This window comes from Streptococcus sp. CCH8-C6 (assembly GCF_001557225.1).
GTDB lineage: Bacteria > Bacillota > Bacilli > Lactobacillales > Streptococcaceae > Streptococcus > Streptococcus sanguinis_C.
Genome location: NZ_LSJN01000018.1, coordinates 276585 through 302868, shown reverse-complemented (window position 1 = coordinate 302868; position 26284 = coordinate 276585). Strand labels below are relative to the sequence as shown.

23 protein-coding genes, 1 tRNA gene and 1 pseudogene are annotated in these 26284 nt (G+C 43.0%); 2 read left to right on the top strand and 23 right to left on the bottom strand.

The window, feature by feature from the left end:
- Positions 1–77 precede the first annotated feature (77 nt).
- The 10 genes and pseudogenes from AX677_RS02380 to parE all read right to left on the bottom strand — a co-directional run bounded on the left by AX677_RS02380 (position 78) and on the right by parE (position 10836).
- Positions 78–158, bottom strand: a tRNA-Tyr gene (locus tag AX677_RS02380).
- A gap of 49 nt (positions 159–207) precedes the next feature.
- On the bottom strand, positions 208–438 hold the full coding sequence (locus AX677_RS02375) for a DUF2969 domain-containing protein (protein WP_002895433.1): 231 nt from the start codon (positions 436–438) through the stop codon (positions 208–210).
- A gap of 105 nt (positions 439–543) precedes the next feature.
- A pseudogene (locus AX677_RS02370) lies at positions 544–1569 on the bottom strand (branched-chain amino acid aminotransferase); the annotation flags it as partial.
- Positions 1570–1737: 168 nt separating this feature from the next.
- Positions 1738–4188 (bottom strand): DNA topoisomerase IV subunit A, encoded by a 2451-nt coding sequence (parC, locus tag AX677_RS02365; protein ID WP_060976050.1) that lies wholly within the window; start codon positions 4186–4188, stop codon positions 1738–1740.
- A 783-nt stretch (positions 4189–4971) separates the two neighbouring features.
- Complete coding sequence (locus tag AX677_RS02355) at positions 4972–5784, bottom strand: aminoglycoside 6-adenylyltransferase (protein WP_060976041.1); 813 nt, start codon at positions 5782–5784, stop codon at positions 4972–4974.
- A 16-nt stretch (positions 5785–5800) separates the two neighbouring features.
- Entirely contained in the window at positions 5801–6337 is a 537-nt protein-coding gene (locus tag AX677_RS02350; RefSeq protein WP_060976040.1) for a GNAT family N-acetyltransferase, read from the bottom strand.
- A gap of 39 nt (positions 6338–6376) precedes the next feature.
- Positions 6377–6727: a hypothetical protein gene (locus tag AX677_RS02345; protein WP_002933668.1), complete on the bottom strand. Its 351-nt coding sequence runs from the start codon at positions 6725–6727 to the stop codon at positions 6377–6379.
- 15 nt (positions 6728–6742) lie between these two features.
- Entirely contained in the window at positions 6743–7486 is a 744-nt protein-coding gene (locus AX677_RS02340; RefSeq protein ID WP_060976039.1) for a DUF6261 family protein, read from the bottom strand.
- A gap of 277 nt (positions 7487–7763) precedes the next feature.
- Complete coding sequence (locus AX677_RS02335) at positions 7764–8870, bottom strand: hypothetical protein (protein WP_060976038.1); 1107 nt, start codon at positions 8868–8870, stop codon at positions 7764–7766.
- A gap of 16 nt (positions 8871–8886) precedes the next feature.
- A complete protein-coding gene (gene parE, locus AX677_RS02330) occupies positions 8887–10836 on the bottom strand; it encodes a DNA topoisomerase IV subunit B (protein ID WP_060976037.1) in 1950 nt (649 codons plus the stop codon).
- Between the two features lie 192 nt (positions 10837–11028).
- Between parE and plsY the strand changes: the two genes are divergently transcribed.
- Positions 11029–11679 carry a glycerol-3-phosphate 1-O-acyltransferase PlsY gene (gene plsY / locus AX677_RS02325; RefSeq protein WP_060976036.1) on the top strand — a complete coding sequence of 217 codons (651 nt, stop codon included), beginning with the start codon at positions 11029–11031 and terminating at the stop codon, positions 11677–11679.
- Positions 11680–11718: 39 nt separating this feature from the next.
- Here the strand turns inward: plsY and nt5e are convergent, their stop codons facing one another.
- The 12 genes from nt5e to AX677_RS02265 form a co-directional block, all read right to left on the bottom strand.
- A complete protein-coding gene (gene nt5e / locus AX677_RS02320) occupies positions 11719–13878 on the bottom strand; it encodes a cell surface ecto-5'-nucleotidase Nt5e (RefSeq protein ID WP_060976035.1) in 2160 nt (719 codons plus the stop codon).
- 167 nt (positions 13879–14045) lie between these two features.
- Positions 14046–15314, bottom strand: coding sequence for a dihydroorotase (locus AX677_RS02315; RefSeq protein ID WP_060976034.1), 1269 nt, complete (start codon positions 15312–15314; stop codon positions 14046–14048).
- 12 nt (positions 15315–15326) lie between these two features.
- Entirely contained in the window at positions 15327–15791 is a 465-nt protein-coding gene (locus AX677_RS02310) for an 8-oxo-dGTP diphosphatase (RefSeq protein ID WP_002904550.1), read from the bottom strand.
- Between the two features lie 8 nt (positions 15792–15799).
- Positions 15800–16453, bottom strand: a complete 654-nt coding sequence (locus AX677_RS02305; protein WP_060976033.1) for a uracil-DNA glycosylase — start codon at positions 16451–16453, stop codon at positions 15800–15802.
- A 36-nt stretch (positions 16454–16489) separates the two neighbouring features.
- The gene (locus AX677_RS02300; RefSeq protein WP_060976032.1) at positions 16490–17242 is read right to left on the bottom strand and encodes a DUF4336 domain-containing protein; all 753 of its coding nucleotides are present in this window, start codon (positions 17240–17242) and stop codon (positions 16490–16492) included.
- The gene (locus tag AX677_RS02295; RefSeq protein ID WP_060976031.1) at positions 17239–18777 is read right to left on the bottom strand and encodes a glycosyltransferase family 39 protein; all 1539 of its coding nucleotides are present in this window, start codon (positions 18775–18777) and stop codon (positions 17239–17241) included. The genes AX677_RS02300 and AX677_RS02295 overlap by 4 nt, the downstream gene beginning before the upstream one ends.
- Before the next feature lie 111 nt (positions 18778–18888).
- On the bottom strand, positions 18889–19518 hold the full coding sequence (gene pyrE / locus AX677_RS02290; protein ID WP_060976030.1) for an orotate phosphoribosyltransferase: 630 nt from the start codon (positions 19516–19518) through the stop codon (positions 18889–18891).
- Positions 19519–19596: 78 nt separating this feature from the next.
- Positions 19597–20289, bottom strand: coding sequence for an orotidine-5'-phosphate decarboxylase (gene pyrF / locus AX677_RS02285; protein ID WP_002912559.1), 693 nt, complete (start codon positions 20287–20289; stop codon positions 19597–19599).
- A 247-nt stretch (positions 20290–20536) separates the two neighbouring features.
- On the bottom strand, positions 20537–21475 hold the full coding sequence (locus AX677_RS02280) for a dihydroorotate dehydrogenase (protein WP_060976029.1): 939 nt from the start codon (positions 21473–21475) through the stop codon (positions 20537–20539).
- Between the two features lie 12 nt (positions 21476–21487).
- Positions 21488–22399 carry a dihydroorotate dehydrogenase electron transfer subunit gene (locus AX677_RS02275; RefSeq protein WP_197416875.1) on the bottom strand — a complete coding sequence of 304 codons (912 nt, stop codon included), beginning with the start codon at positions 22397–22399 and terminating at the stop codon, positions 21488–21490.
- Between the two features lie 104 nt (positions 22400–22503).
- Entirely contained in the window at positions 22504–23478 is a 975-nt protein-coding gene (locus AX677_RS02270; protein WP_060976027.1) for a hypothetical protein, read from the bottom strand.
- A 30-nt stretch (positions 23479–23508) separates the two neighbouring features.
- Entirely contained in the window at positions 23509–24354 is an 846-nt protein-coding gene (locus tag AX677_RS02265; RefSeq protein ID WP_060976026.1) for a hypothetical protein, read from the bottom strand.
- Positions 24355–24599: 245 nt separating this feature from the next.
- On the opposite strand from AX677_RS02265, the gene AX677_RS02260 reads away from it, so the two are divergent.
- Positions 24600–25508, top strand: a complete 909-nt coding sequence (locus AX677_RS02260; RefSeq protein ID WP_060976025.1) for a LysR family transcriptional regulator — start codon at positions 24600–24602, stop codon at positions 25506–25508.
- 41 nt (positions 25509–25549) lie between these two features.
- Here AX677_RS02260 and AX677_RS02255 read toward each other — a convergent pair whose 3' ends face one another.
- Positions 25550–26281 (bottom strand): NAD-dependent protein deacylase, encoded by a 732-nt coding sequence (locus tag AX677_RS02255; RefSeq protein ID WP_060976024.1) that lies wholly within the window; start codon positions 26279–26281, stop codon positions 25550–25552.
- Positions 26282–26284: the final 3 nt, after the last annotated feature.

The following is a 26284-nucleotide window of genomic DNA, read 5'->3' as shown; positions in this document are numbered from 1 at the left end:
GCTGGATTCGAACCAACGCATGAGGGAGTCAAAGTCCCTTGCCTTACCGCTTGGCTATACCCCATCAATATAAAGAATGGAGAGAGAGGGATTCGAACCCCCGAACCCAAAGGAGCGGATTTACAGTCCGCCGCGTTTAGCCTCTTCGCTATCTCTCCGACAATCAACGTCATCTATTATAACATTGATACAATGAAAATGCAAGCCCTATTTGCTTAAATTATAGGTTTCAATCAAAGTTTCCACAGCTCTTTCAAGTTTTTTATAAAAACTTTCAGCATTTCCATTTTTGATGATTGCAAACTGGCCATCTAGTTCAGCTATCTCGCCAATAACCTTCTTGCCAATAGCAAGACTATAACCATCAAATTGGTCTGCTCCGACCTTCACTTTGCTATCTGTGATTTGAATTTCAATTTTTTTATCTTTTTTACTCATAACTTACCTCTTTCAAATTTCTATTGTACACGAAAAAGGCTGACTACGCAAGCTATCTTGGGCTAGAATTACAGAAAAACTGCCCCATCAAGGACAGTTTTTAGATTATACTTTTACAATCCAACCTTCTGGCGCTTCAACATCGCCGAATTGGATACCAGTCAATTCGTCATATAGCTTCCGAGTGACTGGACCGACTTCTGTCTCGCTATAAAAGACGTGGAAGTCATCGCCGTGCTGGATACCACCGATAGGAGAAATAACAGCCGCTGTTCCGCAAGCTCCTGCTTCAGTGAATTTACCCAAGTCTGTCAGTGGAACATCTCCCTCAATCGGCTTGAGTCCTAGTCTGTGCTCCGCCAGATAAAGCAAAGAATACTTAGTGATGGATGGCAAGATTGAGGGACTGAGCGGCGTTACAAACTCATTATCCTTTGTGATACCAAAGAAGTTGGCAGAACCCACTTCTTCAATCTTGGTATGGGTTGCCGGATCGAGATAAATCACATCTGAGAAATGCTTATCCTTAGCAATCTTTCCTGGTAATAAGCTAGCAGCGTAATTACCTCCAACTTTAGCCGCACCAGTTCCGTGCGGTGCTGCGCGGTCATAGTCATCCGACACAATGAAGTTAGTCGGAGTCAGGCCTCCTTTGAAGTAATTACCAACAGGCATTACAAAGATCGTAAAAATATATTCTTCAGCTGGTTTTACGCCGATAATATCGCCGACTCCAATCAAGAGAGGTCGAATATAAAGGGTTCCGCCTGTTCCGTATGGTGGTACATATTCTTCATTAGCTCGGACAACCTGCTTAACTGCATCCACAAACATTTCTGTTGGAACTTGCGGCATGAGCAAGCGATCAGCTGTTTGTTGCAGACGCTCCGCATTTTTATCCGGACGGAAGAGTTGAATACTGCCATCCTTAGTTCGATAAGCCTTCAGACCTTCAAAAGCCTGCTGGCCGTAGTGAAGGCTAGGAGACGACTCAGAGATATGGAGCGTAGCGTCCTCTGTTAACGTTCCTTCTTCCCACTGGCCGTTGCGATAGTATGCTATGTAGCGATAAGGCAGTTTCATATATGAGAATCCTAGATTTTCCCAGTCAAGATTTACAGTCATGGTCTTTCTCCTCTTCTTCCAAACTTCATTTTTAGATACTCCTTATTTTACACCTTTTTGAGATATTTTCAAGTATTATTTTCAATTTTCAGAAAATTTTGTTATCCGATCTTTTGTTCCGCTATCAAACTTTTAAGAATTGAAAAAACCAGCTCTTGTGAACTGGTTTGATAATTACTTGATATAAGCTGAGAAGACTTCTTCGTCTGAAATGGTATCAGAAATGAAGCTTCCATTGCTAGTTCTCTCAGACAGGCTAAGATCAGCTAGATTAATCTCATAGGCAGTTCCTTTATTAGAAAGCACCTGCAAAATCTGCTCCTCACTGGCTTCTGCTTCTGTTGTGAAGAGATCAAAGTCCACTGCTTCGCCAAAGACAGGTCCAGCCACAAAGACACGATGCGGCTTGGTCTTAAGCTCTCTCAGAACTTGAAGACCGCGATTTGCCCGACTGGTAACAGGAATATCTGCGACTGCCATACGCTTGAGCGAACCACGCTGAGTCAAGAGGTAAAGTGAGTCTGTATTGGCGATAAAGGCTGCCGCTAGGACATCGTCTTTCTTGAGATTGATGGCTTTAACCCCAGCTGCCTTAACTCCGATGACTGGTACTTCCTCGATATTGAAGCGGAGAGCATAGCCATTCTTGGTCACGAGCATAACATCATCCAGCTTAATCGGCGCCAGAGCAATGACCTGGTCGTCTTCATTTTTTAGTTTAGCAAACTTGAGCGACTTAGACTTGTAGGTCCGCCAAGGACTAAATTCCTTGCGCTCTACACGCTTGATTTGACCTAACTTGGTCGCTGCAAAGTAGGTTCCCTCCTCAAAGCTGTCCAGTAATTCCGTATAGATAACCTCTTCCTTGGTATCAAAGTTACTAATGGTCTGACTTAGGTGTTCTCCGATTTCTTTCCAGCGGATGTCTGACAGCTCATGAACAGGCCGGTAAATAACATTTCCAAGACTCGTAAAGATCAGCAAATGCTGGGTCGTCTTGGCCGGGCTAACAAAAATCAGTCGGTCATCGTCACGCTTGCCCATCTCTTCTAGGGTCGAAGCTGAGAAGGAACGCGGACTGGTACGCTTGATATAACCTGAACGTGTCACGCTGACATAGGTCTCTTCCTCAACAATCAGACTAGCTGTATCAATTTCAATGGCGTTTGCCGTATCCTGCAACTCGCTGAGACGCGGATTGGCAAACTTCTTCTTGACATCGCGGAGCTCACGCTTCATAAGGTTATACATAGTGCGCTCATCCCCGATAATGGCAGCCAGCATCGCAATCTTCTCACGCAGCTCTGCTTCTTCCTCTTCCAGAACCACTACGTCTGTATTTGTCAAACGGTAGAGTTGGAGAGTGACGATAGCCTCAGCCTGCTCCTCGGTGAAATCATAGCTGACTTTCAGATTTTCCTTGGCGTCTGCTTTGTTTTCTGAAGCACGAATCAGGGCAATCACCTCGTCCAAGATGGAAATAACCCGAATCAGTCCTTCCACAATATGGAGCCGTTTCTCAGCCTTGGCCTTGTCAAAACGGCTGCGAGCCAGAATAATCTCCTTGCGGTGGGCAATATAACTGGTCAAGATTGGCACAATCCCCACTAAACGCGGCGTGAAATTGTCAATAGCCACCATGTTGAAGTTGTAATTGACCTGCAAGTCGGTGTACTTAAAGAGGTAGTTGAGAATCAGCTCGGTATTGGCGTCTTTCTTGAGCTCGATAGCAATGCGAAGACCGTCCCGGTCGGATTCGTCCCGCACCTCAGCAATACCAGCCACCTTATTGTTGACCCGCACATCGTCAATCTTCTTGACCAAGACCGCTTTATTAATCTCGTAAGGAATCTCGGTGATGACGATTTGCTCTTTTCCGCCCTTCAGCTTTTCAATCTCAGTTCTGGAGCGCACCACGACGCGACCTTTGCCAGTCTCGTAGGCTTTCTTAATCTCATCTCGGCCTTGGACGATGGCTCCTGTTGGGAAGTCTGGACCAGGCAGAAACTCCATGAGTTTATCCACCTTGGCAGACGGATGGTCAATCATATAGATAACCGCGTCAATCACTTCTGCTAGATTATGGGGTGGAATATCCGTCGCATAACCAGCGGAAATCCCTGTTGCTCCATTGACCAAAAGATTAGGAAAGGCTGCCGGCAGAACAGTCGGCTCCTTCTCGGTGTCGTCAAAGTTCCAAGCAAAAGGAACAGTATCTTTCTCAATATCTTGCAAAAGGTAGCCAGCCATCTCAGACAGCCGCGCCTCGGTATAACGCATAGCCGCCGGTGGATCACCATCCATGGAACCATTGTTCCCGTGCATCTCAACGAGAATCTCACGGTTTTTCCAATCCTGAGACATACGGACCATGGCATCGTAGATGGAGCTGTCACCGTGGGGGTGGAAATTCCCCATGATGTTCCCAACTGACTTGGCCGACTTGCGGTAGCCCTTGTCGAAGGTATTGCCGTCCTTGTTCATCGAATAAAGAATACGGCGCTGAACAGGCTTCAAGCCATCGCGAATGTCCGGCAAGGCCCGCTCTTGAATGATGTATTTGGAGTAGCGACCAAAACGCTCTCCCATGATGTCCTCAAGGGACATGTTTTGAATTTTACTCATAGGATACAAAACCCGTAAAATGCAAAGTGAAAATAGGAAATTCTTGCTGTGAGCGATGCTCGCAAGAAAATTTATCATTTTCACACACCATTTAGGGCGTGTTCAACTCCTTTCAAAGAATGTAGAGTAGATTTTTACATTAAAATTGGTACTTAAGAAAAATATTTTTAGATATTATTTTAGTCATTCACAAACACTTATTTAGATTAAGCAAATGCAACTATTCCCTATGGATTGTTCTTTCTTCTTTGAAGTATGTACAAATATAGACAAGGTAAATAAGAAATTATAGCAGTTGATATCAGCAAGATATCAAATACAAACTTTTGCCCTCGAAATAGCTCCTCCCAATGCATTGTATTAAGATAATGAAAAATTAAACCGAAAAAATAACAGATACTTATAGGGAAAACTCTCCACTTGATTGATTTGTATAAATAATATAAGCGTATTGAGTGATAGAGCGTGGAAGCAATGAGCATAGGTAAACAAAAATCAATTAGAAAAAAATAAAACCTTAAAGCATCGTGAAACATATCTGTCCGATCTACGGGAAACAACCAAATATTACATATGGTGATAATTACAGGAAAAAATAAACCATAAAATCTTTTGCCAAGTTTATTATTTTGTAAGGCAATATATATTGATAAGATTATGGACACAATCGGAAGAAATGGGAATAACATAGCAAATATTCCAAACATAAAATCCAACATACTATTTCACCTCAATAACTATTATAAACCAAAGATTTTGTTCATCTTGCAAGTGTCTCTGAAACTATTTCAACTTCTCCTCAGCATACTCAATCATCTTCTCTGCGGCTGCTTTGTCATAGTGGAAGCCTGTTTTGAGAGAGAAAGCTTGTGCTTCTTTGTGGAAAAAGTCCATGGTAGCTAAGAGAGACTTGGCGAGGTTTTTCTGGTCAGAAAAGTCAAGCAAGGCTGTAGATTCTTTCTCTTTCTCAGTAGGCAAATACTGAAAGAGGTATTTGTAGTTCTTGCCAACATCAACCGTCCCCTTATCTGCTGCTACTTGCCAAGCTAAAAGCTTGAGCAATTCTTGCTGGCAGATTCCATACAGATGATCTGTCGCATAGAGCAGGTGGTTTCGATGAATGCCCTTGACCACATAAGCTGATACCCACCAGAATTCATTGCAGGATTTGTCAAAGTCAGTCGCACTGGCGGGTGCCGTCCAATAGCGCTTGGGTGTCGGTGCATAAGGAGCAAACAGCCCCTGCGGGTCATCCAGCACCGTGAAATCCGCTTCGCTATCCACCCACTCTTTGATGTATTCCTTAGGACAAAGGGTCAAATCTATCCTATTGCCATCTTCAAAGAGCATGAGATAGAGGCGGCGATGGTCTAGTAGGACATGCTGCTCAATCATGCGCTTGCCAAACTGGTCCAACCAAGCAAGGTCAGCCACCAGACCATCCAAATCCTCTACAATGTAGACCACATCATAGTCTTGGAACTCGTCCTTGGGAGCTTTTGGATTTGTCCGCGAGCCGGACATCGCGACTGCGTCGACCTGTAGCGCTTTTGCGGTTTGCAAAATTAAATCTAGCATTTCGGATTCAGTTCTCATAGAAACACCTACCTTTTTAGTGGAAACTCTTGATTCTGTAGAGGACATGTCTATAAAGGGGACTGTCAGCTGGAACTTTTTCATTATCAAATTCTTTGACAAATTCCATACCTAGCTTTTGCATGACTTTTTGCGAAGGGAGATTGAGTAAGGATGTAAAAGAGTAAACTTCTGATAAGCCAGCTTGCCGAAAAGCAAAGTTTAGACAGGCTTGGGCAGCCTCTGTCGCATAACCACGATTCCAAAACTCTTTTCGCAGACGCCAGCCAATTTCTACAGCTTCTTTTCCAGCGAAAATCTGTAAATCCGAATGGTGCAGACCTACCAAGCCGATAAACTCCTGACTGGACTTTTCTTCAACAGCCCAAAGACTGTAGCCATAAGCCTTAACTTCATCTTGAATTCCCTGATAAAGGCGCAAGGACTCCGCTTGACTATATGGCTTTGGGAAATACTGCATGACCTCCGAATCCTGATTCAGAGCAATCAAAGCCGGTAAATCAGATTCCTGCAAGTCTCGTAAGATGAGACGGTAAGTTTTAAGCATTGTCATCTAATCACTCCTTTGAAAACTCAAACAAACAGAATAATTCTACTTTTCCTTTTTTAATTTAAAACTTTCTCCATTGGTTGCAGAAATGCCATCAGATGTAAAAGGCTGATACTCAATAGTATTTTCATCAACTTTTTTTATCTGATGACGATTACCGTTAGCATCAACAATAATGAATTGATCGCCTTTTTTATCTTGTACTTCACCTTTTTCAGCAAGTTTTTCCTTACCATTTAAAATGGTCCATTTGCTTTGCTTTTCTTCAAAAACATAGGTTTGTTTAGTTTTGTCACTCTTCCAAGTACCATTAAGCCAAGCTTCCTGCGAAGAGCAAGCGGTTAAAATAAATGCTGAAAATGCAAGTAATGTAAGTGTGTAGATTTTTTTCATAGTTTTACTCCTTTATTATGCTGTTACTATTTCTTCTTTCACCTTCTTAGTAGGTTTACGTTTTTTGTAGCGGCTGCGGATAGTGTTGAGGTGGTCGCGGAGATTGACCACGTGAGTTCTTTCAGGATAAGCGTAGGCAATGATTGCAGTGAAGTCCACTAGAAAATCATAGATTTCTTGCAGCTTGAGGCGAACGTTCTTATTCTGACTCGGTGTCTTGCCCTTGAGCTCAGTCAATCGCTCCTTGTAGACCTTTTCAAAGGCCTTCTGAGCAGCTGTCAGACTGTCGACATGGGCTTCCAGATGAAGCTTAGCCAGTGCCGTCTGGTAGGCTGGCTTTTTCAGCTCCTGGAGTAGGTGGTTGATGCCCTCGGTCTCCTTTTCCAAGCTAGTTGCAGCTAGACCAGTGTAGTTTTTCAGAAGCTGAGACAGGGTCTCATAAGCTTCCTTGGTCGCTGCATCCTCGACCCGTGCAAAGGCCCGAACCAAAGACTGGAGCGTACCCAAAGCATCATCGCGCTCGCGGTCAGCCTGATCCAGACTAGCCACCAGCTTGCTGGACTTGGTCTGATGAAGCCCGCCCTGCAGCTGTTCCAGAAGTTTGTCCATCTCATCCAGCTTGGTCGTGTAAATGCCGTCCACCTTATTTTCCTTGATAAATGCCGCAACCTCGCTCCGACTCTCGGACATGAGCTGGAAAAATTCGTTGTTTTCTAAAGTCTGAACATCTACACTAGTAATTCCATAAAATTTTTTCATTTTTATAATCTCCTAAATTTTTTATTTATTTTAACTTTAATTCCCTTTTTACCTTTTCTGATTTTCAGAAAAGGTTTTTTGCTTTAAAACTGCTCGCCAGAAAAACAAACGTTCGTCTTTTACTCAAAAAATACTCACCAGATTTTCTGCCAAACAGAATTTGCTTCAAAACACTTCGTCAGAAAATCTGACGGTCTCACTTAAGCTCTGGCGAGTTTGTCAGAAAATCTGGTGAGGTGTTTGTTGTATGCTATGGCAGCATTCATCACAGTGCTAACTATATTTTTGCGTTAGCAAAGGTTCTAGCAGCATAATATTTATCATAAATTAAATCGCTATTTAAAGTATTGATTAGATCTTTATTATAATCAATATCATCATTTAATGCATGATTCATTTTAAATAAGAATGTATAAAAATCACCAAAAAGAGTCCCCCTTTCCTGTTTATACACAGGAACTCGAATATCTATAGAATATTTTTGTTTATCCTTTATTATTTTCTTACCACATTTAACAGCTACATTATACTTCAATTTACAACTTCTATCGACTAAAATGGAAAACTTAACATCATTAGCGCCAGGAGTTAATCGTTGGGAGCAAGCAACAGATTTTTGTTTGGTATCTTCAAGCAAATTAATCAATGGAACCTCGCCAATCCTGGAACCAGCAGCACCTCGTTGACCAACATGAAATCTCTTTTCTTTTCTATTGAAGTCTAAAGCTAATATCAATTCTGGAATATTTTTTCCATTGTTATCAAAAACTAAAACATTTATAAATTCTAACTGGCTGTTTCGTTCGAATTCAGAAATAAACTCCTCGAATGAATATATGATTAAACTCTTAATATCTCCAGATTTTAACATCAAGGGTTTTTGTAGAACTTTCTCTGTTTCGTAGATTTCTTTAAAAGTGTCTTTCTCACGCCTAATAAACTTAATAGTATATTGGTTTAGTATCGCTTCTTCAGTTCCGTTATTATAAGCTAGGAGTACAAATTTTTGGCTTTTTTCAAAAAAACCACCATCGTATTGAATATCTTGAAAATCATTTTTGCTTTTCCTGATATTATATAATTCAATTTCTGTTACTGATTGATTAGCACTTCTTTTATTTTCTACAGTTAGAGTGTTTAATATAAAATTTGAATATAATTGTTGTCCAGAAGTTGCCAGTTCAGGCACTCCGGTTCTGTTATTTATGTTTAAAATACTATTTCCAATTATATCTATCTTTTTTGCATTGTCAAATCTATTTTTTAAACTATGTACTATAATCGGTCCCAAAATCGTAGTCATTATCAGAGCAAATACTACCCACCACCACTCTTGTGATATTTGTAAATTATTTTGCTGAACATTTTGTATTGCTATAAACATACTTTGCTATATCCCCTCAAAACACCATCTCCCCACTCTCCTCAAGCGTAAACTTGACGTTATCCTCAATCCACTTGCGGCGTGGTTCGACCTTGTCTCCCATGAGGACATTGACGCGGCGTTCGGCGCGGGCCAGGTCTTCAATGGTGACACGAATGAGGGTGCGTGTGTCGGGATTCATGGTTGTCTCCCAGAGTTGGTCAGCGTTCATTTCACCGAGCCCCTTGTAGCGCTGAAGCATGGCCCCCTTGCCAAACTTGCGACGCAGGTCGTCCAGCTCGCCATCGGTCCAAGCATACTCGACGACTTCGCTCTTGCCTTTGCCCTTGGACATTTTGTAAAGAGGAGGAAGGGCGATATAGACACGACCAGCTTCAACCAGCGGACGCATATAGCGGTAGAAAAAGGTTAGCAATAAGGTTTGAATATGGGCACCGTCAGTATCCGCATCGGTCATGATAATGATCTTGTCATAGTTGGCATCTTCAAGTGTAAAGTCTGACCCAACACCAGCTCCGATTGTGTAGATCATGGTATTGATTTCTTCGTTCTTAAGAATGTCGGCCATCTTTGCCTTGGCGGTATTGATAACCTTACCTCGCAGGGGCAGGATGGCTTGGAACTTACGATCACGTCCTTGTTTGGCAGAGCCACCGGCAGAGTCTCCCTCGACCAGATAGAGTTCGTTCTTAGCTGGATTCTTAGATTGGGCCGGAGTTAGCTTACCAGAGAGTAAGCCCTTGTCTTTCTTATTTTTCTTGCCATTACGGCTTTCGTCACGCGCCTTGCGGGCCGCTTCTCTCGCATCTCTAGCCTTGATAGCCTTGCGGATGAGGTTTGATGCCAACTCACCGTTTTCCAAGAGGAAGAAAGTCAGCTTGTCAGAGACAATGGAGTCCACAGCAGGACGAGCCAAGGGACTACCTAACTTGTCCTTGGTCTGGCCTTCAAACTGTAAATGCTCCTCAGGAACTAAGATTGATAAGACGGCAGATAGACCCTCGCGGTAGTCTGAACCTTCCAGATTCTTATCCTTTTCCTTGAGCAGACCCGTCTTTCTGGCATAGTCGTTCATAGCCTTGGTAATAGCGGTCTTGAGCCCCGTCTCATGAGTACCACCGTCCTTGGTGCGGACATTATTAACAAAGGATAAGATATTATCTGAATAACCGTCATTATACTGGAGAGCCACTTGAACTTGGAAACCACTTTCCTCTCCTTCAAAATAGAGAACTGGAGTCAATGTTTCCTTATCTTCATTGAGGTAGCTGACAAAGTCTTCAACACCATTCTCATAATGGAACTCTACTTTTTCGCCAGTTCGCTCATCGGTCAAAGACAAGCGAACATTCTTAAGAAGGAAAGCAGATTCCTTAAGCCGCTCGGCAATAGTGTTGTACTTGAAGTCTGTCGTTGAAAAAATCGTATCGTTCGGCATAAAGGTCACTTTGGTTCCAGACTTGGACTTAGGTGCAGTACCGATTTTCTTGAGTGTGGTAACTGGTTTTCCGCCATTTTCAAAGCGCTGCTTGTAGACTGTACCGTCACGAGTAATTTCTACTTCTAACCAGCTAGATAGGGCATTAACGACCGAAGAACCAACCCCGTGGAGTCCTCCCGAAGTTTTATAACCACCTTGACCAAACTTACCACCAGCATGTAATACTGTAAAAATTACCTCAACAGTAGGAATTCCCATAGCGTGCATACCAACTGGCATCCCGCGTCCATGGTCAGATACTGTTAAGCTCCCATCTTTATTGATAGTGACATCAATCCGATCACCAAAGCCTGATAGAGCCTCATCAACCGCGTTATCCACGATTTCCCATACTAAATGATGGAGTCCTGTCCCGTCGGTGGATCCGATATACATACCCGGACGTTTACGTACCGCATCCAACCCTTCTAATACTTGAATGGCATCATCATTATAATTATTAATATTGATTTCCTTCTTTGCCACAAGGAACCTCCTGCATTATTCATCCTTACTATCTTACAAGTTTTTGGCAAATATTGCAAAGATTTTTTTGAAAAAACTGCTGATGAGGACTGATTTCACACGAAGCACAATCCAATATCCGAGTAGACATTTCCTGCTATAAATTCTATCCTTTTCTATTGTAAGAAAGCGAAATAATGGTATAATAAAATCATGATGAACACGATAATTGGATTAATACTAGCATACTTACTGGGCTCTATTCCGACTGGGCTTTGGATTGGGCAAATTTTCTTTAAAAAGAACCTAAGAGAATACGGCAGCGGCAATACCGGAACGACCAATACTTTCCGTATTTTGGGAAAGACGGCGGGGACGGCTACTTTTGCTATTGACTTTCTCAAAGGAACTGCAGCGAACCTGCTGCCTTTCTTTTTGCATATTGAGGGAATTTCGCCACTTGTCTTTGGCCTCTTGGCTGTGATTGGCCATACCTTCCCTATCTTTGCTGGTTTTAAGGGTGGCAAGGCCGTGGCAACCAGTGCAGGGGTTGTTCTGGGCTTCTCACCAGCCTTCTTTGTCTATCTGATTGTCATCTTTGCCAGCATCCTTTATCTGGGAAGTATGATTTCTCTGGCAAGTGTGCTCTCAGCAGTCATCGCTATCCTGTCTGCTCTGCTCTTTCCTCTAGTTGGCTTTATACTGCCTAGCTATGATCTCTTTTTCACTCTGATTATCATTGCGCTGGCTTTGATTATTATCCTCCGGCACAAGGACAATATCCAACGTATCAAACAGAAAAAAGAAAATTTGATCCCTTGGGGTTTGAATATCACACATCAAAATCCTGAGGCTAAGAAATAAAACGGAAGTGAACAACTTCCGTTTTATTGTGTCTTCTAACTAGTCTTCTTTGTGACTTTTCTTGATTCCTGCCAACCCAAAGAATCCTAAAACCATACCAACTAAGCTCAGGGCAACTGTTGATTCGCTGCCTGTCTTTGGCAGTTCTTTAGCTGCAGGATCCTTAGTGAAGGTCTTAGCAACATGAACTGCTACTTGCTTAGTTTGTTTTGGAGTATTAACCAGTGGATCTGCCTGTTTTGCAGGATCAGCTGCTTTGGCACCAGCTGGGTAGGAAGCTGCATTAGCTGGATCTGTTCCTTGCTTGATTTCCTCAATATCTGTGTAGCCATCACCATCTGTATCCTTAGTGGATGAAATAGAGATAGCGCGTGAGTTTGGATTGATAACCGCATAGGCTGTCAAATCAGCTTTTGCCAGATAGTCTGCGAAGGCCACATCCATAGATGGTCCTTCCTCGCGAGGGCCACCCAGCATGGTATAGCCGTCACCACCAGCAGCCAAGAAGTCATTTGTTGTCAGATAGTAGGTCTTATTTGGATCAAGAGGCTCATAAACACCCGTTTCTTTGTTCTTAATCTCAATGTGGAGGACACGCTGATTAGCTGGCAGAGTAGTGTCGTAGTAGACTTTAGCTCCAGAGATTTGCAGGTAACCACCGCTTGGTTCTAGCAAGGGTTGTCCGTTCTCATCCAGCACAGGCTTGCCATCTTTTTCCTGAAGGATAGAGCCTAGAGATTTGGCAAACATATCTGCGATATTTTGACCAGTTACCTTGATTTGTGAAATGGTGTTTCCAAAAGGCAATACAGCGATGACATCTCCCTTGGTGATTGGCTTGTCTTTAGCAATAGTTTCGCGTAGGCCGCCTCCGTTAGTAACAGCTAAGTCTGTTTTATTGGCAAAGCCAGTTTGACCATAATCGTAGAGAGCATCTGCTACGACATTACCCAGATTGGTTTCCCGAACTCGGACATTTTCACGGTCGCCATTAAGCTCTACAGGGCTGTTTGCCACAATAACCTTGGCATTATCTGCGTCGTACCTAGCTTTAATCTTGCTGACCATGTCTGCAACAACTGGGTCTGGAGCGACTTTCTTAGCTGTTTCAGCAGGGATTTGCTGAGGATTTCCCAGAAGTTGATTGGCTTTGAAAGTTACTTTACCGATATTGTGTAGGTAGCTACCAGTCTGGTTGTAGGTGACATTATCGCCATAAGTCGTAGACTCTACTGTATGGGAGTGGCCGTCAATAACGGTTACACGCTTGCCTTTGAGCTTAGGATTTTTAGAAAGAGCTTCAGCCAAGGTTGAGCCGCGCCACTCAATCGGAGTTGTCGTGTCAACACCTAAGTGAGCTAGAACAACGTAGTTTTTGTAGTTCTTTCCTTCTGCCGCTGCGCGTGCTTCGATTTCGTCAATGACGCGATTGACCTCTGTGATTGGATCAGTGAAGGTCACACCTTGGATGTTTTTAGGGTGAGTTTTTGTAGCAGTTTCAGGTGTTGTCACACCGATTACCACAAACTCATCTCCCTCAACCGCTGGATCCTTGTCCACAATGGTAGATGCTTGGAAAACTCGAGCATTGTTGGCATAGGTATTAGAGCTGAGAAGTGGGAATTTAAGAATTTCCTTGTATTTCTTTGCCTCATCCAGACCAAAGTCAAACTCATGGTTACCAACTGCCATAGCATCGTAGCCAATTTCATTGAGGATTTTAGCACGTTCTTCCCCTTTTGAGCTATTGGAAATTGGCAGCCCCTGGAAGGCATCACCCGCATCCACAACTAGCACTTTAGGATTTTTAGCGCGCTCTTCTTTGATGACAGTAGCCAGCTTAGCATCACCGATAACGCCTTTTTCCTCTACGATACGACCATGCACATCATTGGTATGGAGAATCGTAGCCTCTGGCAGATTTTCAGACTGGGCTGGTGCTGCAGCGGCTTCTGTCGCAGCTGGACCAGCCGGAGCTGCTGTATTCTGACTATCTGCTGCTGGCTTTTCTTCTGCTGAAGCTGCTGGAGCAGTTGGTTGCGCTTCAGAAGCTGTCTCAGCAGCTGGCTGATTGGTCAACTCAGTCGTTGCCGGCTCTGGACTAGCCTGTGCCTCTTCTGCAGAGACTTGATGAGCCAAAAAAGCAGGTGCCAAAAGCACTGTTGATAGAACAGGTAAGATGAAAAATTTCTTCTTCATATAACGAACACTCCTCTTTAGTATTTTGTTATATTATACATCTTTTTTGCTTAAAAAGGAACTAAATCAATACTATTTCAACAAACATTCGGTTTTTCAGAAAATTACTAGAAAATTTTCTGTGTTAAAAAAGGCTCTGAAATTCATCAGAGTCTGAACTATATTTATTATCCCTCAAAGACAACTTCCCCATCACAGATGGTAAACTTCACTTGGCCTTTAAGCTTTTCACCAACAAAAGGTGAATTAGCTGCCTTGGAGGCAAAGTGGTCAGTTACAAGCCTATCTGCTTCTGGGTCAAATATTGTCAAATCGGCAGGACCGTCCTGAGCGATGAAGCCAGCATCAAAACCATACAACTGAGCTGGATTAAGAGTCATTTTTTCCAAAAGTTCCATTAAGCTCAGATGACCAGCCTCAACTAGGTAGGTCAGCCCCAGAGAAAGCGAAGTCTCAAGACCAGTCATACCAGAAGGCGCCTGAGTGATATCGGCTACATTTTTCTCATCAGCATGATGTGGAGCATGGTCCGTCGCAATGACAGAAATGACACCTGATTTGAGCCCCTCAATAACCGCCAGCCGGTCCGATTCTAAGCGCAGAGGCGGATTCATCTTAGCATTGCTGCCCTTGGTCAATAGCAGAGCTTCTGTCTTAGAGAAGTGCTGAGGTGCTGCTTCAGCAGTAACGTGCGCGCCTAGCTTCTGAGCGAATTCCACCACCTTTACACTCTCAGCCTTGGACAAATGCTGGATATGTACATGAGCCTTTGCATCATAAGCAATCATGACATCGCGTGCAACCATGCTGTATTCTGCCACACCTGTCGCGCCACAGATATGAAAATGCTCTTTGGCAATATGCTCGTTAAAACCGAGTATGCCATTGAGATTAGGGTCTTCCTCGTGCAAGCTGATAAAGGTGTTATTTTTACGCGCTTCTACGAGGGCTTGGCGGACAATGCCAGCGTTGGTCAGCGGAATACCGTCATCAGAAAAACCTACTGCACCAGCTGCCAAGAGACCTTGGAAATCTGTCAGATGCTGTCCATCAAAATTCTCTGTGATTGTCGCGACCGACTTGATATGGATATTTTCACGACTAGCCGAGTCCAGCACTTCCTTCAGAGTTTCAACTGTAGAAATGGTCGGATTGGTATTGGCCATCATGACAACTGTCGTAAAACCACCTGCTGCTGCTGCCAAGGCCCCCGTGTGAATATCTTCCTTATGAGTCTGGCCCGGCTCCCGGAAATGCACATGTATATCCACCAAACCTGGAGCCACAACCAAACCACTGGCATCGATAACTTTTGCATCTTCAGCCTGCAAATCTTGACCGATTTTAACAATCTTCTTCCCCTCAACCAAGAGGTCAGCAATTTGGTCAAAACCAGTCTTAGGATCCATAACTCGTCCGTTTTTGATTAATAGCATCGTCTTATCTCCTTATTCGTAAAAGTCCACCTGCGTATCCAAGAGCTTATCCCCGTCATAAACAAACTTTGCAGAAAAGAACGGCTTGTCTTCTAAAAGCCATTCAACAAAGGTATGATCACCTTCCCAGGTTGGTTTAGACAAAACCTGATCATAGGGCACCCATTCCAGAGTCCCTTCGTTGCAGTCAATCAGTTCCCCCTCAAACTCCGTTACCTTGAAAACATAGGTATACCAGTCTAAGTCGGGAGTAAATTCTGGAAAAGTGATAACGCCTTTAAGAACGGGCTTTGCCTTTAGACCTGTTTCCTCTAGAATCTCGCGCGCAGCACATTCCTGTGGGGTTTCTCCTCGCTCTAGTTTGCCACCGACACCAATCCACTTCCCAGCATGAACATCATTGGGCTTTTTGTTGCGGTGAAGCATGAGAAACTCCCGACCATTATCAATATAACAAATCGTTGCTAACTGAACCATATTACCTCCTAAGATAACCAATTGATAGGTTCCAAGCCCTTAGCCACTAAGAAATCATTGGTACGAGAAAAGGGTTTGCTGCCAAAGAAACCACGATACGCAGACAGCGGACTTGGGTGAGCTGACTCGATTATCAAATGTTGCGAATTGCTAATCAGGGCTTTTTTCTTGCGAGCGTAAGAACCCCATAAGATAAAAACAACTGGATCAGACTTTTCATTGACTACTTTGATAATAGCATCCGTAAAAGGCTCCCAGATTAAGCCTGCATGCGCATTGGCCTGCCCAGCAGGCACTGTCAGACCAGCATTGAGCAAGAGAACACCTTGCTGAGCCCAGGAAGTCAAATCATGCGACTCTTTCACTCCGATATCGTCTGCCAGTTCTTTGAGAATATTCTGCAAAGAAGGCGGAGCTGGAATGTCATCAGGTACAGAAAAACTCAAGCCCTGTGCCTGTCTAGGTCCATGGTAGGGATCCTGCCCCAAAATAACCACCTTAACATCCGCTAAATCTGTCGTCTGAATCGCATTAAAAACCTTTTCCCGAGGTGGGTAAATGGTCCCTGAAGCATACACTTCGTCTAAAAAATGATTGATTTTTGCAAAATAACCTTCCGGCAGCTGCTCCTTAATCAAAGCGTGCCAAGCTGAATGTTGCATATATGTCTCCTCTCATTTTCTACGATAAAAATTCTATTACTTAATCCACCTAAGTGCTCTTCTGAGCTCTGCTCTGCCATTTTCCAGAAAACAAGAACCATGGGCTAGTATGATTTTCTCCGGTTGCCAAGCCAGCATCTGCTCTAGACATTCTTTGGCTTCTTTTTGATGACCGATAAAGGTCATGCGGTAGTCAATAGGTGTCTGGCCATCCGGAGCTGCAACTCGAACTAATTTATAAGCCTTGCCGCGAATCTGACTTGGAAAATGCTCTGTTTCAAAATTCTCAATCAAATCTGTCAAAATCAAGGTTTGACAGTCCTTATGAAAAAAGACAACTTCCTCAATATAAGTACTTCCCTTGAAAACCAACTGATCTATCTGACCTGCCCAAGCTTCTGGAGCCTCATCTGTCAGCTTTTTATCAAAAGAGACTGGTATTTTCTGCTTGGCTGCTCTCTCTTCCACTCCTGGGCTAGACCAAGCAATTGCCTCAGGATAACGCTTCTTCCAGTCAGCTATATAGGCATAGTGAATCTTATTAGGTGAAACGAGGTGTGCGACTGGTCCCAAAGCGTCCAACTGGTCAAACAAGGCTTGATTTGGCTGGATTGGTGAATGACACCAGAGCTGACCATTTGCTAACTTAATGACAGTCATGCGGGTAGAAAAAGGCAACTTTGTCACCACTGCATCCATCTCAATCAAATCACCGTCGACAATCCAGATATTCTCAGCAATGGGCTTCAAGCTATAAAGCGGTTCATAGATAGGAACAGATTTTTTCATTTCAAAGAGTCCTTCTTTCTAGTCCAAAAGCGAAACTTCCCTAGAGCTTGAGGATACTGGGCCAATCCTAGGGCAGACAGAACCAAAATCTGTGGCAAAAACTGAATCAGATAACGCGTCTTGCCTCCTTCGAAAATCTGCAGAAAGAGCAGGCCGCCAAAAACAGCTAAGGTTAGAAAATTCAGTTCATCACTGGAGCGGTATTTCCAAAGGGCAAAGACAAGTCCTGCTGCCATGACAATCCAAACCACCTGCTTGGACAGCGAGAAATAGACAAATTCTGACTTGTCAGTATTCAAGAAGAAGTCACGGACAAACTGAGTTAGAGGATTATCCTTCGTATCTTGGTAAAAAGGCGATATATAAGGTGTCTTTTCATTTTCAACACTGCGGTAGAGCCAGCCCAAATCTCCTTCTGCTACAGTCAGAGACTGCTTGTGGAAGAGATGATGAGCTAAAGTCAAAGGATTATATTCACTTAAGCGCCGCTTGATTTCCTTGATAACATATTCCTTGGCAAACATGCCATTGTTATAGTCATATTGCTTGTCGGGCTCAATATACTGCAAGAGCCCTTCTTTCATATCTTCCTGATTGTGGCCATTGAAAGTCAGACCTAGATTGATAAAGAGCAGGGGACCTTTTGCCAATCCCTCTCCCTCCATAATCGGCACTTCCTTCTGATGCTTGGACCAGTAATGCAGCGGGGCGTAGCTAATCGCAAAACTGCAAGCAAAAACAACTAGTGTCAGAAAGAACTTCTTCCAATTCTTTTTGAAAAAGAGAACTCCGAAGACAGCTATCAGCAGAATCATTACTGTTGGTCTAAAGAAGAAAGCCAGACTAGTCATCAGTCCAAGCAAAATACTGCGCCAAACCAGCTGTCGGCTGGACTCCTCTCCCTTCAGCAATCCCAGAACTAAGAAAATCTGCAGGCTAATGAAAGGCAGGGGCGGAATATCGGTATACATTGAAAAGAAATAAGGAGAGAAGCCCAGTAAGAGCACATATAAACTAAAGACAGCATCTGCAGTCCTTTGTGAAAAATACTTTTGGCAGCCCTTATAGAGAATCAAGGCCGTTACGTTAGTATAAACAATATTCAAGGCCTGCATGACCCATAAGCCAGATTCCCCAAATACATTAAAGAAAAAGCGCTCGTAGAGAAAGAGTGAGACATTGTTAGGGTTCCGGGTCAGATAGCTGGAAATGGAGCTTTCTTTTAGAGTCTTGAAAGCCCCTGTAAAGACAACTGCTGCATCCCGCCTAATCAAAAGCTCAGCTGAAAAGAGCATGATCAGCTGAAAAATAAAGACGGCTAGCATAATAAGAAGTTTATGCTTCATCAGCCAATGATAAGCTTTTCCTAGCAAATGCCGATAGCGATAGCCTAGATACGCTAACCCAGCAAAAGCAATAATAGCTATACTATTCAGCTCTGCAACATGCCAGATGGCAATCAGAAACCAGTGAACAGCCGTAATCAGCATAACTTTCTGTAATATCGAAAAGGATAGATGATAAATCTTAGACATAGCTCTATTATACCAAACACCAAGACTTTAAGCCATTTTTAAAGGCAATACAAGGACGTTTTACTGAAAAATGACCTGAATAAGGGTCAGATCATTTTATTTGTATTCGGTCTAGGCCTGCCAATTTTCTTGGTCATGCTTAAATTTCTCAAGCAAGGCCAATCCTTCAGGACTGACATAACCTTCTGCTTCGGCCAGAGTGATTAGCTCAGTGTAGTTAGAAAGCGTTATTAATTTCACACCCGCATCATTAAAGTTCTTTTCTGCTTTTGGTAGCTCATAGGTAAAGATAGCTGCTGCGCCAATCACATCCGCACCTTCACGTTTCGCTGCAGCAATCGCATCCAAGACCGAACCACCAGTAGAGATTAAGTCTTCAATGACAACCATCTTCTGCCCAGGCGCTACGCGACCTTCGATTTGATTGCCCGCTCCGTGATCTTTTGGTTTGCTGCGGATATAGGCAAATGGCAGGTTCATCTTATCTGCGATAATGGCTCCGTGAGGAATGCCTGCTGTCGCAGTTCCAGCAATGACTTCTACATCTGGAAATTCCGCCCGAATCTTTTCAACGAAACCATCTTCAATCAAGGTCCGAGTTTCTGGATAAGCCAAGGTCACACGGTTGTCCGTATATATAGGTGACTTGATGCCCGACGCCCATGTAAAAGGCTCTTCTGGCTTCAAATACACAGCTTTGATTTTCAATAAATCACGCGCAATCTCTTTTGCTAAAGTCATTTGTTGCTCCTTATAAATTTGAATGTTTATGATGCTGTCAATTACATATAACGATTTAATTCGAATTTCTTGTTTTGCTTAGCTATTCCACTGCTTTTTAATCTCGTGGTAGGCATCCCAAGGATTTTCAGCTTGGATAATCGGACGGCCGACTACAATATAATCACTGCCGATTTGATGAGCTTCCTGCGGAGTCATGACCCGCTTTTGGTCACCGATTTCTGATCCAGCTGGCCGAATACCCGGCGTCACACAGAGAAAGTCTTCAGCAGTTGCCGCCTTAATCAGTTCCACTTCTTGAGCTGAGCAAACTACGCCATCCAAGCCAGCTTCTTTAGCCTTCCGAGCGTAGTTGACAACAGACTCCTGAACCGTAGTCTGGATATTTTGGCAATCACGCATATCTTCCTCGCTGGTCGAGGTCAGCTGGGTCACCGCAACCAACTTAGCCTTATCACCCAAGACCTTCTTGGCTTCGCTCATCATCTCCACACCACCTGCTGCATGAACCGTCACCATGTCGATGCCAAATGTACCTAAGACAGACATGGCTGAGCGGACCGTATTGGGAATGTCGTGCAGTTTCAGATCCAAGAAAATACTGTGTCCAAGACCTTTCAGGTAATGAACGATTTCAGGACCGATGGCATAGAAGAATTCCATGCCGATTTTGACATAAAGTTTTTCATCTTCCGGAAAATGCTCCAAGAAATCTTTAACATCGTCAAAAGATGGAAAGTCGAGGGCGATAATAGGCCGTTCTTCACGCATGAGGGGAAAATCTCCTTTTAAATTTTTAACTTTAAAAAAATCTGCTAGGTACTCCTATATCCAAATCGACCTTCACATTAGGCTCAGAGACATAGAAAAACCTTGCCTGAGAGCAAGGTTACACGAAAATGTGGCAGTATCTGCCATTCAAACGTATGTACCTTAGTAGCCTCTCTGGACTTCTTTAAAGGTTATATCTAGTTCATTCTATAATTTCACAGCAGGATTGTCAAGTAAAAATGTAACTTTAAAGTAAATTCTCTCGAACTTCTTTTCGTAAGCTTTCAAGACTTTCAATGCCGTATTTATCCATAGCCTTAGGCAGGTTCTCAATGATAGTCAGACAGGCATATGGATCCGTAAAATTGGCAGTGCCCACTCCAATAGCTGAAGCGCCTGCTATAAACATCTCCAGAGCAGCCTCCGCAGAATCAACTCCCCCCATACCAATAATGGGAAGGTTACTTGCTTGCGCCACTTGACGAATCAGCTTGAGCGCTACAGGAAAGACAGCAGGGCCAGACATGCCACCAGTGCCATTGGCGATAATAGGCTTGCGCGACCTCAAGTCAAATCGCATACCTACCAAGGTGTTAATCATGGTAAAACCAGCAGCACCAGCGTCTTCAACAGCCTTGGCTACCTGAGTGATATCAGCCACACTCGGAGTTAATTTGACATAGACAGGTACTGCAGAAGCATCTACTGCTGCCTTGGTTGCTTCGTAGGCTAATTCTGGAACTTGGCCAATCAAAAGGCCAGCATTTCCATGGTCAACATTAGGGCAGGAGATATTTAGCTCAATAGCCTTGACATTGGGGGCTTGGGAAATTTTCCCAGCCACTGTGGCATATTCTTGATTGGAAAAGCCCGCTACATTAGCAATGATTGGCAGGTCGGGATAATGCTTTTCCAGCCAGGGCAGTTTTTCAGCTAGAACAACCTCAACACCTGGATTTTGCAGGCCGATGGCATTGAGCATACCAGCGGGCGTTTCTGCCACACGAGGAGTGGGATTGCCAAAGCGGGGGTCCAAAGTCGTAGCCTTTATCATGATGGAGCCTAGCAAGTCTAAGTCATAGTACTTGGCATATTCTTGACCGAAACCAAAGCAGCCAGATGCTGGAATAATTGGATTTTTCAGATCCAAGCCTGGCAAGGAAACTCTTAAACGTTGGTCACTCATTCTTTTTCCCTCCTAGACAATAATCGTGCCCGTCTCAAAGACCGGACCGTCTTCACAAACGCGCTTATTGACCGACTCGTCCTGACCTGCCACATGAACGACGCAGGCATAGCAGGCGCCCATGCCACAAGCCATACGGGATTCCATAGAAAGATAAGCATGCGGATGGTCCTGAAACTTACGATCGACATACTGGAGCATGGCTGGCGCTCCACAGGAATAGACAGCAGCATAGTCTTGGGGCAATTTATCTACAACTGCTGATACATAGCCCTTGCGACCATAGGAACCATTATCCGTCGTAACAATGACCTCAGCGTATTTTTTCATTTCTTTTTCTAAAATAAGAGCAGCTTTATCAGCAAATCCCAATACAGCCGTCACCTGAGCACCCTTAGCATGCAATTCTTTAGCAACCTCAAGCAGAGGTGGAACACCAATCCCACCACCGATAATCAAAACTTGGTCACCTGACCTTACAGGGGTCAAATCAAAACCATTTCCCTGAGGCCCCATAACATCAAGATAAGAACCAGCAGGAAGTTGAGAAAAAATAGCTGTTCCGCCGCCTTCTATCCGATAAATAATGCGACAAGTCAGATTGTCTCGGTCAATCTCTGCGATTGAGATAGGCCGGCGCAAAAGCTTGCTGTCATCTGGTACCCGAATATGTAAAAACTGCCCAGCCTGCATCTGAGCAACCATTTGTCCCTTTAGAATCATGGAAAAAATATTAGGCGCAATTTCTACTTGCTCAAGCAGCTCCATCTGCTCCAGCATAATCTTGCCAAATCTCTTTTTACAACTGTCACTAACCATGACAACCTCACTTTCTACAAGAAAAAACCTCGCCGCAGCAAGGTTTCGCAAAAAACAAGGCAACCAATTGCCTCTTATACCGTTTTTCCCACCTTGCAGCCTCACTGGACTTGATTAAAGGTTAAATTGTAAACATTATATCGTTAGAGATGAGGATTGTCAAGGCATAAAAAATATTAGAATTTTCATATCACTAATGAATCGAAGCATTACCAGCTCTTGTCGAATTCACTTCTTGCATCCGCAAGACGAAAGCTGCCATTCTCCTGCCTCTTGAAAATCAAAGACACCCTATCCAATTTTCGTTCAGCAGGTGGACGATGAATATTAAAATAATTCACCCGCAACGATAACGGGCTATAATCTGTATCGCTTCCAGAAAAATTACTATCTGAAGGCAGTCCAAATCGAGCAACAATCTCCTGATATGTCATTCCACCTTTTCCATATTGACTATCACCTACTGTCAATGTATCCATATCTTCTGGCTTCCACTTAAAAACAAACTCATTTTTGATAGCTGGTAGGTTATGAATGTCATCCAAGTAAACTGCCGTTTTAGTTATTAAATAGTACTTTTTTCCATTGGAATCGGGGTCATAAAAACCCAAACTGATTTCCTGAGGATGTCCTGATGAACCATATCTTGGAACATCAACAATTCTTGTCTTATAAGTTAGTGTCAATCCATTTTCGGTAAAACTCACATTTGAACCCTTACCGTATTTCGTAATAACCTCTTCCAAAGTCGGATTATTTTCCCACTCCCCGACTTTGGCTATTTTGAGTTCTACAAAATTGTCTAATGTCCAATTAAAAACAAACTTTTTTTCATCTTCCTCAACAATTTTCTTTTTCAGTTCCTTCTGTTTTTTGTCCATTTCTAACTCAGCTTCATCTTGCTGAGTAGTAGAGCTTTCTTTACTAACTGACGACACTGTCTTATTATATTTGTACTTAAGGTTGGCTCTAGGAATCTTTTGAGAAAAATAATAGAAGCCAAAGAATAAAGCAAATGACAAGGTCAAACAAAGAAGAATAAAGGCCGAATTAATCCTTTTTTTCTCCTCCTGTATGGCCATCATGCTAAGTTCTTCTCTTTTTATCTTTTGTTGTTGATAAAGTTCTTTTTTTATGGCTCTAAATGAATTAGCATCATGTTTTTTCTTGCTACTCCTTCTCAAGATTATCTCCTCTGTCTTTTTTATTTTAGTTTACTGGTTTTGTTTAGAAACCAAACGCCATGTTCCATCTTCTTGCTTATAGAATTCTAGATTGACAGACTTCAATTGTTCCGGATTTGTCAAAGAATGAGGATTATGATAAGTAACTCGCATTTGAAGTTGATTGTCCTCTCCCAAAATCGTCTGATACAGCGGCAAACCAACATTTGAAACAATCTCATCATACACCGTACCTTTGTCAGTACCTTCTCTAGCACCAATAACAAGACTATCTATATATTCTTGTGTCCATAAAAAGTTTCTATTAGGATTTTGATCCACCTTAATTTCATCACTTGCAAGGTTAGAATGGTACTTGGAAATGAGCTTATAGACACCATCAAATTCAGCAAATATTAAAGAAACATAACCAAGAGCACCATCCTTCTCTTTCCAAAAAAGACGAATATGCTTTTGAATTTCATTATTTGATGAAAAATCAATCCACGAACCAGCTTCAACAGGTCTTCCAAATTCTCTTAAAACATCTTCCAAGACAGCTCCGCCTTTATCTTTGTCCATGGGTAGAGAAACTGCCTTGTCAACCGTCCAAAGAAAGGAACCACTTTTTTCTGGAGGAACTGTAAGACTTTCAGCGAATTTTTTCACTTCAGTCATCTTATCCTCTAATTTTTTTGATGGTGAAATAATCTGACTTGACTGGCTCACCGGTTGCTTAGATTTAGTCTTTTGCGATATAGAAAGCATCAAAAAAACTGCTCCAACGATAGAAAAGCCAATAATGGCTAATAGAACGAATGGTAAGAACTTAGACTTAGATGTCTCCTTCTCTAACTCAAGAGCAATATCTTCAAAAGAATCTTCTTTTCTCTTCATAACTACTCCTTTTACAGTCTAAAAATCATCATATCACGAATAACTTGAAATTGCAAAACCCGTTTCATTATAAAAGACTTGATAAAATCGCTCTATAATTCCGATAAGAATAAACTTTAAAAATGTCACTATATCCAATAGAATTTCTTTTACCATCTGTCCATTTGATAGATTCAATTATAAAACCATGCTAGCTTTCATTGATTTATTGGGAAAAAATCCCCAGTTTGTGATAAAATAGTCCTATGAGAATTCAACAGTTACACTATATTATCAAAATCGTCGAGACTGGCAGCATGAACGAAGCTGCCAAGCAGCTTTTCATTACCCAGCCTAGCCTATCTAACGCTGTACGGGATTTGGAAAATGAAATGGGTATCGAGATTTTCATTCGCAATCCCAAAGGAATTACCTTGACCAAGGACGGCATGGAGTTTCTTTCTTATGCCCGGCAGGTTGTTGAGCAGACGCAACTTCTAGAGGAGCGATACAAAAACCCTGTCGCCCACCGCGAGCTTTTCAGCGTGTCTGCTCAGCACTATGCTTTTGTAGTTAATGCCTTTGTCTCCCTGCTTAAAAAAAGCGATATGGAGAAATACGAGCTCTTTCTGCGGGAAACTCGAACTTGGGAGATCATTGACGACGTAAAAAATTTCCGCAGTGAAATCGGCGTCCTCTTTCTCAATAGCTACAACCGCGATGTCCTATCCAAGATGCTGGATGACAATCATCTGATTGCGACTCATCTCTTTACGGCTCAGCCCCATATCTTTGTCAGCAAGTCCAATCCGCTGGCCAAGAAAAAGCTGGTCCAATTATCTGACTTAGAAAACTTCCCCTACCTCAGCTATGACCAAGGAACTCACAATTCCTTCTATTTTTCTGAGGAAATTCTCTCTCAGGAACACCATAAAAAATCAATCGTCGTCAGTGACCGCGCGACCCTCTTTAACCTTTTGATTGGTCTGGATGGCTACACGATTGCAACCGGTATTCTAAACAGTAATCTCAACGGAGATAATATCGTGTCAATCCCACTGGACATTGATGATCCGATTGAACTGGTCTACATCCAGCATGAAAAAGCCAGCCTATCCAAAATGGGAGAACGCTTCATTGACTATCTAATTGAGGAAGTGAAGTTTGATAAATAAACTGCAAAAAACACCTGAAAAAGCTATCTCAGGTGTTTTTTCTAATGTTTCAACTTCCCCAACACTTCCCCTATCTTACCCTCAATGACTAGATCTGCATGGCTGTCTTGAGGGATGCTGGTCTTGTTGATGACAACCAGATGCTTACCTGCAAAGTACTGGATGAGGCTGGCTGCGGGATAGACGACCAAGGACGTGCCGCCGATTATCAGCAGATCTGCTTGCTGGATAGCTTGGGCCGCCTGACGGAAAACTTCCATATCTAGAGGCTCTTCATAAAGAGTCACATCTGGCTTGACAATACCGCCACAGTCAAGGCAGTGAGGAATGGTACCCTGCAGAGCCAGAAAGACGTCCAAATCGTAGAATCGCTGACAATTCAGACAGTAATTTCTATCCGCGCTGCCATGTAGTTTGAGAACCTTCTTTGAACCGGCCATTTCATGCAAGCTATCGATATTTTGAGTCACTACAGCCTTGAGCTTGCCCGTCTTCTCCAAGTCCGCCAAGTAGACATGAGCAGCATTAGGCTTGGCATCCGGATAGAGCAGGTACTTCTTGTAAAAGTCAAAAAACTCCTGCGGATAGCGCTCAAACATAGTATGAGAAACCAGCTGCTCCGCTGTAAAATGCCGTCCTAGCTTGACGCTGTATATCCCATCAGAACTGCGGAAGTCCGGAATATTGGACTCAGTCGAAACCCCCGCTCCACCGAAAAAGACGATATTCTGACTTTGGTCTATTAATTCTTGCAGCCTTGCAATCTTATCCATCCT